This is a genomic window from Flectobacillus sp. (genome assembly GCF_049240685.1).
In the GTDB taxonomy this organism is placed as follows: domain Bacteria; phylum Bacteroidota; class Bacteroidia; order Cytophagales; family Spirosomataceae; genus Flectobacillus.
Genome location: NZ_JBMLSD010000371.1, coordinates 16,597 through 29,157, shown reverse-complemented (window position 1 = coordinate 29,157; position 12,561 = coordinate 16,597). Strand labels below are relative to the sequence as shown.

At 38.3% G+C, this 12,561-nt stretch carries 12 protein-coding genes; 7 read left to right on the top strand and 5 right to left on the bottom strand.

Annotated features, from left to right (window positions below; all coding sequences use genetic code 11):
* The 6 genes from tsaE to ACOVQ4_RS17160 all read left to right on the top strand — a co-directional run.
* The coding region (gene tsaE / locus ACOVQ4_RS17185; protein WP_421821851.1) for a tRNA (adenosine(37)-N6)-threonylcarbamoyltransferase complex ATPase subunit type 1 TsaE at positions 1-543 on the top strand (543 nt) is incomplete at its 5' end.
* An 84-nt stretch (positions 544-627) separates the two neighbouring features.
* On the top strand, positions 628-1,863 hold the full coding sequence (locus ACOVQ4_RS17180; protein WP_421821850.1) for an alanine dehydrogenase: 1,236 nt from the start codon (positions 628-630) through the stop codon (positions 1,861-1,863).
* Between the two features lie 64 nt (positions 1,864-1,927).
* Positions 1,928-2,665 carry a Fic family protein gene (locus ACOVQ4_RS17175; protein WP_421821849.1) on the top strand — a complete coding sequence of 246 codons (738 nt, stop codon included), beginning with the start codon at positions 1,928-1,930 and terminating at the stop codon, positions 2,663-2,665.
* A gap of 13 nt (positions 2,666-2,678) precedes the next feature.
* Positions 2,679-3,080 (top strand): hypothetical protein, encoded by a 402-nt coding sequence (locus ACOVQ4_RS17170; protein WP_421821848.1) that lies wholly within the window; start codon positions 2,679-2,681, stop codon positions 3,078-3,080.
* Between the two features lie 66 nt (positions 3,081-3,146).
* Positions 3,147-3,707, top strand: coding sequence for a Crp/Fnr family transcriptional regulator (locus ACOVQ4_RS17165; protein ID WP_421821847.1), 561 nt, complete (start codon positions 3,147-3,149; stop codon positions 3,705-3,707).
* A 123-nt stretch (positions 3,708-3,830) separates the two neighbouring features.
* A complete protein-coding gene (locus ACOVQ4_RS17160) occupies positions 3,831-4,067 on the top strand; it encodes a hypothetical protein (RefSeq protein ID WP_421821846.1) in 237 nt (78 codons plus the stop codon).
* Here ACOVQ4_RS17160 and ACOVQ4_RS17155 read toward each other — a convergent pair.
* The 5 genes from ACOVQ4_RS17155 to ACOVQ4_RS17135 all read right to left on the bottom strand — a co-directional run bounded on the left by ACOVQ4_RS17155 (position 4,064) and on the right by ACOVQ4_RS17135 (position 11,066).
* The gene (locus ACOVQ4_RS17155; protein WP_421821845.1) at positions 4,064-4,591 is read right to left on the bottom strand and encodes a L,D-transpeptidase family protein; all 528 of its coding nucleotides are present in this window, start codon (positions 4,589-4,591) and stop codon (positions 4,064-4,066) included. The two genes, ACOVQ4_RS17160 and ACOVQ4_RS17155, sit on opposite strands and share 4 nt — an antisense overlap.
* A 518-nt stretch (positions 4,592-5,109) precedes the next feature.
* Positions 5,110-6,855 (bottom strand): M14 family metallopeptidase, encoded by a 1,746-nt coding sequence (locus ACOVQ4_RS17150; protein ID WP_283373576.1) that lies wholly within the window; start codon positions 6,853-6,855, stop codon positions 5,110-5,112.
* A gap of 53 nt (positions 6,856-6,908) precedes the next feature.
* Positions 6,909-8,549 (bottom strand): M14 family metallopeptidase, encoded by a 1,641-nt coding sequence (locus ACOVQ4_RS17145; protein ID WP_421821844.1) that lies wholly within the window; start codon positions 8,547-8,549, stop codon positions 6,909-6,911.
* Between the two features lie 196 nt (positions 8,550-8,745).
* Complete coding sequence (locus ACOVQ4_RS17140) at positions 8,746-10,656, bottom strand: beta-N-acetylhexosaminidase (protein ID WP_421821843.1); 1,911 nt, start codon at positions 10,654-10,656, stop codon at positions 8,746-8,748.
* A gap of 101 nt (positions 10,657-10,757) precedes the next feature.
* Positions 10,758-11,066 carry a hypothetical protein gene (locus ACOVQ4_RS17135; RefSeq protein WP_421821842.1) on the bottom strand — a complete coding sequence of 103 codons (309 nt, stop codon included), beginning with the start codon at positions 11,064-11,066 and terminating at the stop codon, positions 10,758-10,760.
* 181 nt (positions 11,067-11,247) lie between these two features.
* Between ACOVQ4_RS17135 and ACOVQ4_RS17130 the strand changes: the two genes are divergently transcribed.
* Entirely contained in the window at positions 11,248-12,312 is a 1,065-nt protein-coding gene (locus tag ACOVQ4_RS17130; RefSeq protein ID WP_421821841.1) for a carbohydrate-binding family 9-like protein, read from the top strand.
* The last annotated feature ends 249 nt before the right edge of the window (positions 12,313-12,561 follow it).

Below are 12,561 nucleotides of genomic sequence, written 5' to 3'. Positions count from 1 at the left end.
GAAGCTTACACTTCCGAAATCCCACATCCGATATCCGAAATAGACATTTTTAGAACCCTTTGTACACGACTCATTCACGAATCACTAAATCATGAAAGAGTAGATTTAATTTTGGAAATGGAAAAACAAATTCAATATCATAGCTTAGAACAATTACCAGAGGTAGCAGCTCAAATTGTAGCATTTGGCAAGAGCGAGTTAGTTTGGTTATTTGAAGGGCAAATGGGGGCTGGGAAAACCACGTTAATTAAGGCGCTATGTGCGCATTTGGGCGTAACTAACCATGTACAAAGTCCAACATTTTCGATTGTAAATGAATATATTACCGAAAAAAATGATACCTTATATCATTTTGACTTTTATCGTTTAAAAAATGAGGTAGAAGCAATGGATATGGGTATCGAAGAATATTTCGATTCAGGAAATTTTTGTTTTGTAGAATGGCCTTCGAAAATAGAAAATCTTTGGCCTGCCAATTATCTCAGTGTAGAAATCTCGGTACAAGCTGACGGTAGTCGCCTTATTATTTTGAAAAAAAATTAATGAACCTACACATCTGAATTTTGGAAAGGCTCGACAAGTGTATATTTTCGTGCCAGATATACCAAAATTGTGTTGAATAAAGCAATGGCTAAACAATCTGGATTTAAAGAGGTACTCGCTCAATCAGGTCTTACTCAAACGGCATTGATGCCACAAGAGGCCTTGTTATGGACCAAGCAAAATGCGAAAAGCTTATTTATAGGCTTACCCAAAGAAATTACACTGCACGAAAAACGTGTCTCATTGACTCCTGATGCAGTTTCGCTTTTGGTAAAAAATGGACATCAAGTTTTGATTGAAACTGGTGCGGGAGAGGGCGCAAAATTTACAGATGCTCAGTATTCTGAAGCTGGAGCGCAAATAGCGTATTCTAAAGAAGAGCTTTTTAAAGCAGAGGTTATTGTAAAAATACAACCGCTCACAGATGAAGAGTTAGAGTATTTGAAGCATGGAGCAACCTTGGTTTCGGCACTAAATATGCAGAAATCTACCAAGGAATACTTTGAAAAGCTTAATCGTAAGAAGGTTACGGCACTGGCGTATGAGTTTATCGAAGATAATGCTGGGGGGTTGCCTTTAATTCGTGCCATGTCCGAAATTGCTGGTAGTACCGTAATGCTCATCGCCGCAGAATGCTTGAGTAGTGCAAACAATGGTATGGGGGTAATTTTGGGTGGCGTAACGGGGGTGCCTCCCACAAAAGTTGTGTTTTTGGGAGCTGGAACCGTTTCAGAATATGCGGCTCGAACAGCCATTAGTCTCGGAGCTGATGTAAAGGTTTTTGATAAAGATATTTACAAACTTCAAAGACTTAAGCATGCTATTGGCCAACATGTTTATACGTGTATCATCGATTCTCACGTATTGCCCGAAGCAATTATTCAAGCCGATGTCGTGATAGGGGCATTGCGTGCAGAGAATGGCTTTACGCCTTGTATTATTACTGAAGAAATGGTTTCAAGAATGAAACCAGACTCGGTATTAATCGACGTTTGTATCGACCAAGGGGGCTGTTTTGAAACATCTGAGTTGACCGATTTAGCTAACCCTACTTATCGTAAATATGATGTGATTCATTACTGTGTGCCTAATATTCCTTCGCGTGTGGCACATACTGCTACACAGGCTTTGAGTAATATTTTTACTTCATTTTTGCTCAAAACAGGAAAAACAGGTGGAATAGAAGAAGCAATTTTTGCCAACAAAGCCTTTATGAAAGGGGTTTATAGTTATAAAGGAAGCTTGACAAATGCTCAAATAGCAAAAAAACTAGGAATTGCCTACAAAGACTTAAGTTTGTTGGCGGCTGCTAGGTTCTAAATAAAACTAAATCATATCGATGGGCAAATTGATTACCTCAAGATATCTGAAGACTTGGAAATCAATGTTAGATCTCGATATTCAAAATGAATTTTCTGAGGTAGAGCAAAAACGTTTGGAACCTCATAGCTTCACATTTTACACTTCTGTTTCAGTAATGTCTTCTTCTAAGATAGAAGGTGAACAGCTTGAGGTTGATAGTTTCGTGAAGCACAAACTTTTACAAATTGAATATCTTCCTGAACTAACAGAAAAGCCTAATGATTTATATAATGCATACCTGTTTGCACAAGATTATCCCTTAACGTATGCTAATTTTTTGGAGGCGCACAAGTTGATATCAGCTCATTTGCTTCCTGAAAGATTAAGAGGTACATTAAGGAAAACCGAGAGGCTTGTTATGGAGCATAAAACGGGTAGAATTCAGTATGAGGCAGCTCCACTTGGACTAATAGAGAAAGAATTTGAAGCTTTTTGGACTGAAATAGATGAATTATTGCAAGCGCCAATGCCAGTTGATGAGGTCTTTTATTACGCCTCTTTTATCCACCTAGTATTTGTAAATATTCACCCTTTTAGTGATGTTAATGGACGACTTGCTCGGTTATTAGAAAAGTGGTTTTTAGCTAAGAAATTGGGAAGAAGCGCGTGGTTCATTCAATCCGAAAAGTATTATGATAAAAACGTAAATACTTATTACAAAAATCTTGCAAGGTTAGGTATTTATTATGAGGGATTAAATTATGAAAAATCAATTCCTTTTTTACTAATGCTCCCAGAGGCATTAATTTTTGAAAAGTAAAAATTTATAACAAATGATTGAAGATTATCAAGCTATATCCAACGCCCCAAACTCACCTGATTTGAACGGAAAGTATTTGGGTATTATTTCAACAGACTTTGCCCTTGTGGCAGAGTTTATCAAGGAGGCTTCTTATCAAATTAGAACCCGAGGTTTTTCTAAATATCCAATTTTTGCGGTGTCTCGTACTATTGTGCCTGTAGGTTCAAAATTGATTGGAATTAATGAAATGAACGGAAATACTTGGAACTATAACGCTACAGTGGCTGAGGAGTTTATCCAAAGGGGCATCATTTCATCCGAAAATATTGAAGTGTTTGAAACAAGTTACAAAGACCCTGACGAGTTTTGCTGTTTGTTTGTCTTTGATAATGATTTTGCTAGTTTTGTGTATATTCCTTATCCTGAGGACTAAATACTGCGTAATTAACCCACTATTAGATGTAATGAAATGATAGTTAATCCCCAAAAAATAGAAATTGTGAAAGAGGCAATCTTCAGACTAGCAAACTTCTCGTCAGAAGAGTGGGACTTCTATCGTAGTCATATTGAGGAAGTTCATTTTAAGAAAAAAGAATTTCTTACCGAAATAGGGCAGGTAGAATCATGTACTTATTTTATCGTTGAAGGTGCTGTAAAATATATCTCTTTTAAGGAAGATAAAGAAATTTGTGTGGATTTGGGCTTTAAAGGAAATTTTGTAAGTTCTTTTGCGTCTTGTCTATCTCAAACGCCTTCTTCTATTGGTATTCAGGCGGTTACGAAGGTTACTGCTATGCGTTTGCGCTACCAACCTGTTTTGGAGCTTTTGGAAAGATCCAAAAATGCAGAACGCTTTCACCGAAGAATCGCCGAAGGCTTGTATATCCGCGAAACAAAACGGACTTACAGCTTGATTTCGCAAAGTGCGGAGGAACGCTATCTTAATTTGATTACCTATCAACCAGATGCTTTAAGGCTTATTCCAGTAAAAGATTTAGCTTCTTTCTTGGGTATTCATCCCGATAGTTTGAGTCGTATCAGAAATAATATAAAGGCTTAGTGGTAAGCAAGTCAAAAAAGGCTGGGAAGCCTTTTTTGAGACTTTAATAAATGATTATATGTTCATATATTTGTGTAATATTGATGGATTTTTTACTATTTTGAGTAAATAAATACTAATGACATGGATTTAAAGAATTGGAGTGTGATGCGATTTCTCCGTTTGGCGGTGGGAGCATGGGCTTTGGCCAACGGTATGATGCAGAAAGATTTTTTATTATTGGGATTAAGTGCAATTGTACTTTTTCAAGCTATTTCCAATACTGGCTGTTGCGCAGCAGGCAATTGTAGTACTCCAGTAAACAAGAAATCAGATACCAAGGATGCCTTGAAAGAACCGATTGAATTTGAAGAGGTTTAAGGATAAATTACAATGGGTGTGCCTACAGTAACAGCATCATATAATTCATCTATTTCGGCATTTTGAACGGCTATACAACCTAAAGTCCAGTCAAACCAGCGATGAAATTTTCCAACAAGTCCCATATAATTTTTTAGCCCATGAATTTTGATTTGGCCGCCTGCTGAACGGTGTAAGCGTTTGGCATGTGCGATATCTTTGGCGTTGGGATAGGAGATACCTAGGTTTTTATGGTAATCGCTATGGGGATTTTTGTCGTAAATGACATAGCTTCCTTCTGGGGTTTTTAAATCGCCCTCGTACTCTTTAGCACCAATCGGTTGTCGTCCTAATGCGATAGAATATGTTTTAAGGAGTTGCCCCTCATAAAAAGCCAGTAATTGTCGCTTCGATTTGAATACAACTAGACTATCAATTTGAGCATTTTTCGGAAGGGGAGATTCAGGTAAAAACTGATAAATCGCAAGGCCAAGAATAAGGACAGGCGTAAATATTCGAAAAATAATTTTGAGCGGATGAGCCATAAATTTTAAGAATTAGAGAGGGGAAAGACGAAATTTGATTACAAAGATAGTATGTGTGGTTTCTGAGAGAGCTGAAATACAGCTATTTAAGGGGGAATTTGAAGATGTAGTTAGTAAACGGTCGTTGATAAAATTTTCTATATGATTATCCTTTGAAAAACTTGTGTTTTATAGTTTTGACTCTCTGAACATAGATTGTTAATGATATGATTTGCAAAACATGAATCATCCGTATTGAGTGATTTGTGATTGATTACTAAAATTAAAATTCTAATATGTAGGCATAAAACTGAGTCTTCCCGAAGATTAAAATTGGGATAATCCTCCATGTTTTTAATAAAAAAGCGGTCAGAAAATATTTCCCGACCGCTTTTTTTGATGCTACCATGCTAGATTTTAACCGGCTTAAGACGTAATCATTGCGTCTCTACTCGTATTTTAAAAATAATTTTACCTGCATTAAGCTCTAGGCTTTATGCGATTAGCTAAAAGCCTAATGCCTACGGCCTAAAGCCTATTTATAAAGTTCTACTTGTCAATCCTCCTTTTTGGCTGTCAACTTCCACAGTTGCTTTATCAAGTTTACCTTTTACAATCCAGCGAACTTTCACTGCGCTCATTCCTGAAATGTTCGAAACTTCAATCGTTTGAGGCGTGTATTTTTGTTCTTTAGTCAAATTGATGTCTTCGTTTTCGACGATCATTCCTGCTACTACATTTGCATTTTTCAAAGAAATATAATCTGGTCTTTCGATTTTATACTTCAAATCATGCGCTGAGTGAGTTGGAATAACTTTGGAATTGGTCACCACGGCTGTTACTTCTGTAAAACCACCCGCTAAGGCTTTTTGGCGAATTTCCGACACCTCAAGTTTTGGCATTTGTGAAGCATGTAACACCGTAAAAGCCATGTTGCGGTGAGCATCTTCTTCCAACATAAAGCCTGGGTGATTTCGAGTGTAGTTTTTCTTTGGTCCACCTATTTCAATATCGCCATATTGCGGATGCTTGAAGGGTTTCCAAGCTACATAAGCATCATTGAATAAGAGGTTTTTACTAAACTCCTCAAAATCATTGTTTTGTCCACGACCTTCCTCGCTTTGTTTTCCAAATAATTTATAAGAAGTAAATAATTCTGTTGAAAAAGTAAATACTCCACGACCAAGCGCAAGCCAGTCAATTTCGCCTCCGTAAACGGTGTATAGGTCTTTGTAAATCACAAAGTACTTATATCCTGGATTGATTTTCTCACCAATTTTTCCAAAATAATCATACACTGCGCCGTCTTGAGGTACGTAAAATCCTGCATCTTCCTCAGCCCCCGGACCACGTAAGAACATGCCTCCATTGTTGTGATAACTTTGCGCTCCAGCAATATTAGGGTGTGCATATACAAAGTTTTTGATATTGCGAGTCTCCGCCAAAGTGCCTGGGTGATACAAGGCTCCACGTTGGATGTAGTCTGGTTGCCAGTTCCAACCCCAGTCACGGTTTGGGTCATAATAGCCAATCAAATCTTCATTGACAGCACCATCGCCATCATTGTCGATGCCTTCATAACCTAACATTTCGTATTCTCCTTTTTCGTCTGGTTTGGCAGGAATCATACGCTGTGGATTGTCACAATCTACTTTCCAACGACCATAAGGCGTTTTGCGGCGCATCATTACGATATTGCCATCGCCGTCGAGGTCATCAAATTTGTCTTCATCTGCCTTACCATCGCCGTCATCATCAAAAGCCAACATACCCGAACGAGGCGAATGTGGTGTGTTTGGATTTTTTAAGAAATCCTCGCGAGCATCTGGGTTGATAGTTGGAACAATGTAAAAGACTTTATCTTTCAACAGTTGTTTGATAAAATCTACCGAATTAAAACTTTCGGCCAAGTACCAAGCTGTGTACATTGCCACTTCAGTGCCTTGAATCTCGTTTGAGTGGATATTGCCATCGATATAAAAGCCAGGTTTACGATCTACACTTCCAGACTTAAAATCTGAAATAGTTAAAACCCACATATCTTTTCCTTGCGTTGATTTTCCCATAGATTCTACTTTTACTAAATCTGGGTATGCTTTTGCTAAATCTTGGCAAAAACGAGTAATCATCGCATAATCATTGTAATGATTCCAGCTAATTTTTACTTTTGGCGAAGCGGGAGTGCCAATGGCACGAAGCCCTGTTAGGTCATCGTTGATGGTTTTTTCTTGTGCTGCTGCACCCAATGAGCATGACAACAAGAATAGGGATATATATTTTTTCATGAGAAAATACTAAGATAATTTGTTGAATATTGTACGTTGTGAAGGATAAAAGTCTATTTCAGCGCTACAGATACAGTCTTAATACCTGTCATAGCATTACCCGCTTCGATAGTGATACTGCCCGAACCACTAATCAACCAGCTATATTCTTGTGATTCACCAGCCGACATAGCACCTCGAAGGTTGACTTTTTTCCCTGAAATAATAGTTTGTGCACTTGAAGTTTTTACTTCTGTGCGTACTTTTTGTACCCAACGTACACGATCCCCGATTTCTGAGCCAGTTGGCAATAAACCTTTGTTGGTTACTTGAACTGTTACACGAGTTAATCCAGCCGAAACAGCTTCTGTTTTTACATTGAGAATCTGCAAATCAGGCATTTGTGCGGTAAAAGCTTTGAAAAACTTGAGATGTTTGTCGGTAGTTTCATTCAAATAACTGAGAGGAGGGTTCAATTTTGCATAAGGAGCAATACCACCCACCTCAACAGTTTGATTAGGAAAATCTGGATGATTGATTTTTTGCCAAGCCACAAAACTTCCTTTTAGTTGCTGCGCATCAGCCCATTTCAAGAAACGAATATCCTCATTGTCACTTGCTTTGACTTCTTTTATTTCTTTCTTCGTAGAATCTTTTGTTGCAGATACTTTTGGTGCCCACCAAGTTGGAGTACTAAAGCTTAATCTTCCGTAGTGATAATAAGCAGTTTGAGAAAGATTTCCTTTGGTTTGTGGCATAGCAGGTGCATCTTTCAAACCTGTTTGAGCGTTGTAAAGTTTAGATATTTGCTCACCTACAGAAGCATCTTTCTCTAAAACTCCTGTTACAATCCGTTTCAAGGTTTTAGATTTATCAAACTTTGTTGCTTCGCTCAAGTTGTTGGCAGGACCAAAGGTAAATACTGCGTAAATATTTTTGGTAGTATATAAAAAGTCTAAAAGTGCTTTAGTTTCTGACTCGGAAGCAGCATATTCTCCCGAACCTTGGGTGAAAAATGGATAATCGTAAGTGCCGTTTTTGTCAATATTTACTCCTCCAACGCCATCTTCGTTGAAAACGCCATCTTTGTCATTGTCAATACCTTCGCTAAGGAGGATATACTTGCCAACTTCCCCTTTACTTGGGTCGGCTTTTACCATGACTCTTGGGTCTTCTTTGCTAATAATGAACGTACCTGAAGGGTCTTCAATACGCATCCATGTGATTTGTCCATCGTTGTTCAAATCTTCAAAAGGATCTTCGTTTAGGCGTCCATCACGGTCGTCGTCGGTATCAACGTCGTTGCCACTACGCTCGAATTTGAGTTTTGCTGAAAATTGTTCTTGTGCATCAGGGTTGATGCTAGGAATGATATAGAATGTTTTTGTTTCGAGGATTTTGGCAAGCGAATCCGAAGCTACCAATTTTTCTGCCAGTTGGAGTGCAACTTCTGTTCCGGCTAAATGTGCGCCATCTGCGCCTGCTAAGATAGCAATAGCAGGTTTTGTATTTGCATCACCTTTGCTTAGGGTAATGGCAAATAGGTCTTTTCCACCTTTACTTTTTCCAATAGATTCTAGTTTGGTTGTGGTGGCGTATTTGCTACTGAGGGTTTTGAGGCGTGTACTCAGTTGCGCATGGTTTGGATAGGAACTTTGGGCAAAAGCACAACTCGAAAAAGCGAGTAGCCCAGCCAGAATAAAGATTTTTTTCATTGTTAATTACTTTTTTCTCGACTTCAACGATTCTCAATTTTCGAGAATTAAGAGAATCATATAGTTGCGATGAAGGTTGGATAAGTGATTTTTCCTAAAAATACAGGTATTCCTAGACAATCCATCAAGCACAACCGTATGATTCGATGTAATACACGTTTGAGAGTCTCAATCGAGAAAAAAGTACGATGAAAAATTATTTTGAGCGTTTGACCAATTCCTCACGACTCAAAGTAATCATTCGTCCAATTTGTTTCCCATTACGGTAGGTGTTTACACGTAAGGTAATAGGTCCTTCTGGAATCTGGATAGGGTCTTTGTACACAGGGCTAAATTTGCTAGGAACGGTGTCGTCAATAGAATAATGAATTGTTAAGTTCGGAATTTCAGCTTCGAGTTCTACAACTAATTTTCCATCTTTCATACTCGGTTTGATGGCTGCATCATAAGCAGAGCGAGCGTAATTGATACCTGCTAAATCGGCACGGTCGAAATGGTTTTCCATTTTAGTAACAAATTTCTCCCAATTCTTTTTTTCTTTTGGCGACCAATATACTTCTGATAACGCCCAGCAGCGAGGATAGGTCATATATTCAGCATACGCCAAAGTTGGAATGCCTTCGGTCCAAAGGTTGGCTTGTCCTCCTAAGATAAATTTGCCATCTACGCCTTCAGGAATTGGTTCAAAATCATAGCATTTTTTCAAACGTAAAGTTGCATAAATGGGCGGTTCCAAGGTTCTGTCACTTTGCATAAAGTCGATATACACATAAGGAGAAGGCGTCATGACTACGTTGTGTCTCAATTTGGCTGCTTCAATACCGCCTTCGATACCTCTCCAGCTCATGACTGTGGCTTCTGGCGCAATACCACCCTCCAAAATCTCGTCCCAACCTAGGAGTTTTTTACCTTTGGTTTTCAAGATTTTTTCCACTCTTTTCATGAAATATCCTTGCAATTCCTCTACATGCTTCATGTTTTCTTTCTGCATCAATGCCTGACAGTTAGCATCGGCTTCCCAAAAACCTTTGTAACATTCATCTCCGCCTACATGGATATATGGATTTGGGAAAAGTGCTGCTACTTCTGTAAATACTTTGTCCAAAAATTCATAAACTTTTTCATCTGAAGGATTGAGTGCGTTATCGGTCAACATTTTGAATTTACCGTTACCGTACCACTCCGCAAATTTACTGCCTGGGTTTACTTTTGTTTTTGGGTCTTTGCTACAAGAAAGTTCAGGATAGGCTGCAATTGCCGCCATACTATGCCCTGGAACATCTATTTCAGGTACGATGGTCACATTGCGCTCAGAGGCATATTTGACAACCTCTTTAATATCTTCTTGCGTATAAAAACCGCCATCTGTTGCCGCTTCGCCATCTTTTGGAGCATCCAACTGATTAAATTTCCCGATACGTGGCACACGCCAAGCGCCCACTTCGGTGAGTTTTGGCAAAGATTTTATCTCGATTCTCCAGCCATTATCGTCGGTCAAATGCCAGTGGAAAGTGTTGTATTTCAAACGAGCCATGACATCAATAAAACGCTTTACCTCGTCTTTGGTAAAGAAATGACGACTCACGTCAAACATGATACCACGCCAAGCAAAACGAGGATAATCGGTAATTTTAACAAAAGGAATCGTCCAGTCTTTTTTTACGGCAGTATTACTTTCGATTTCTGTGGGCAAAAGTTGTAAAATACTTTGCATTCCATAAAACAATCCTCCTGTTTGATTGGCAGTTACTTTTGCTCCATTGGCATCCACCTCTAGCTTATAGCCTTCTTTCCCTAGCTCTTCACTTGGATTATGATTTATTGAAAAACTAATCGCATTGGGCTGGTTTGACCCTTTTTTTACGGTAAAATTCCATCCTGTAGCCTTGTTCAAACGTGCTGCCAAAAGCTCTGCTGTTGTTCTGGCTTCTTCTTGTTGAATAAGAATAGCAGTGCTTGATTTTATGGAAAACTGTCCTTTACTGGTACTCATTTTGACAGGCTCTGGAATAATATGATGAGGTTTGTCTTGAGCTTTGAGTCCTCCCGAAGCGAGGATGAGTAGGGCAAATGCTCCCACTTTAATGTTTGATAACAATTTTTTCATAGAATTTTTGGGTTTTGGATAAAATTTTAAAAAGGAAAATTATGACTTTTTTTTGATTGATAAACAAGGTTTTATCTGCTTTTGTAAATTGTATTATCTTCTCAACAAGTTTGCAAGAGTAATATATTAAAGAGCAGCTTTTCGGCTTCAGGGTAAAAGTTTGTGAGTAGAGTCTTAAGTTCATCTTTATTCATTCCCGCATCGAGAAATGCTGTCCAGTCGTCCAGTTCATCAAGAGTCAATGTTTTAATGCTGATGATGGTGGCTTTTTTTAGAATATGGTTTTGATGATAAATATCCATTTTCGCTCCGATTTCATAAATATCCCTTTTCGGACGAATAGAGGTAAAATATTCGCAATTTAATTTTTGATTGAAGTTTTGGGCAAAATGAAGTGTTAACTGAGACATGATGAAGTTTGATTGTGTTTGTACCTTTTTGAAATATAAAAACCTGAAGCTTGAAATCAAAACTCCAAATAAAAATCGCTACAGTTCGGTATAGTTAATACCAAAACTAGGTGAATATTGTATCATTCTATTTTGAACAAAAACTAGATAGAATACTTCCAATTTTCTTTATAAATATTTTATGAAAAAACTCTTTTTAACCTTGTGTTTAGGCATATTTGGTTTCCAAAACTATGCGCAGGTTCCTTATTTTCCCAAGCAATATATTTGCTACAAAACCTCTCAAAATTTAAAAATTGATGGAAAGCTTGATGAGGAAGCATGGCAAAAAGCAAGTTGGACAACCGAGTTTGTGGATATAGAAGGTGCCAAACAGCCTTTGCCCTTGCAAGCAACCAAAGCCAAAATGTTGTGGGATGACAAGTATTTGTACATTGCAGCCAAATTGGACGAAAAACATTTATGGTCGTACCAGAATAAGAAAGACCAAATCGTATTTCTTGAAAATGATTTTGAGGTATTTATTGACCCAGATGGTGACGGACATGAATATTTTGAACTAGAAGTAAATCCTATCAACAATACCTTCGATTTGTTTTTACCTAAATCTTATAGAAATGGTGGCGATGCACTTATTTCATGGGACATTAAAGGTATGAAAACGGCTGTCTATTACAACGGAACTGTCAATAATCCAACCGATGAGGATAAATTTTGGACAGTCGAAATAGCCATTCCTTTCGAGTCGGTGGGTATGGGATTGAATGTGCCATTTCCCAAAGATTTGAGTCTTTGGCGTATCAATTTTTCCAGAGTAGAATGGCAACATGAAATTAAAAATGGCAAATATGTCAGAAAAAATAAGCCTGATGGTACGGGCGTATTACCCGAATACAACTGGGTGTGGTCGCCACAAGATGCGATTAATATGCACATACCTGACCGCTGGGGATATTTGATTTTTTCTGACAAAAAGGTAACAGAAAGTCCTATTCAATACCAACTGCCAAGTATCGAAACAGCAAAGAGATGGATTTGGGCTGGATATGACGCTCAACAAGCTTTTCATGGAAAAAATAAAACTTATACAGCTGACCTCAACCAGTTAGGTTTGAATTGGCCAGAACAGTATCAAGTCAAAATAGAAGCTTCTGAGCATTTATTTATGATTAGATTAAAAGATTTGACCAACAAAAAACTGTTGACACTCACACAGGATGGCAGACTTTTAGTGCGAGATTTATAAATTTACCAATGTCGAGGGTTGGGCATTGGCCCTCGGCGTTCAGCTTTGGGCTTTCGGCAAGGAGCTAAAATAAGACTTTAAGCCGACAGCCCATTGCCCAAAGCTGACAGCCTATTACTGCCTTTGTTGGAATTTTTCTCCAACAAATCAGGCGTAAGCAACAAGCCAGATATTAGTTCCGTGGAGAGTTTCTCATTGACCGTTTTCTCTATTGGGCTGTCTAGCCGAAAGCCCAAAGCTGAAAGCCGA

Coding starts and splice junctions, on each gene's coding strand:
- ACOVQ4_RS17130 (WP_421821841.1), top strand. CDS start 11,248: ATGAAAAAACTCTTTTTAACCTTGTGTTTAGGCATATTTGGTTTCCAA.
- ACOVQ4_RS17150 (WP_283373576.1), bottom strand. CDS start 6,855: ATGAAAAAATATATATCCCTATTCTTGTTGTCATGCTCATTGGGTGCA.
- ACOVQ4_RS17170 (WP_421821848.1), top strand. CDS start 2,679: ATGATTGAAGATTATCAAGCTATATCCAACGCCCCAAACTCACCTGAT.
- ACOVQ4_RS17155 (WP_421821845.1), bottom strand. CDS start 4,591: ATGGCTCATCCGCTCAAAATTATTTTTCGAATATTTACGCCTGTCCTT.
- ACOVQ4_RS17180 (WP_421821850.1), top strand. CDS start 628: ATGGCTAAACAATCTGGATTTAAAGAGGTACTCGCTCAATCAGGTCTT.
- ACOVQ4_RS17140 (WP_421821843.1), bottom strand. CDS start 10,656: ATGAAAAAATTGTTATCAAACATTAAAGTGGGAGCATTTGCCCTACTC.
- ACOVQ4_RS17135 (WP_421821842.1), bottom strand. CDS start 11,066: ATGTCTCAGTTAACACTTCATTTTGCCCAAAACTTCAATCAAAAATTA.
- ACOVQ4_RS17145 (WP_421821844.1), bottom strand. CDS start 8,549: ATGAAAAAAATCTTTATTCTGGCTGGGCTACTCGCTTTTTCGAGTTGT.
- ACOVQ4_RS17160 (WP_421821846.1), top strand. CDS start 3,831: ATGGATTTAAAGAATTGGAGTGTGATGCGATTTCTCCGTTTGGCGGTG.
- ACOVQ4_RS17175 (WP_421821849.1), top strand. CDS start 1,928: ATGTTAGATCTCGATATTCAAAATGAATTTTCTGAGGTAGAGCAAAAA.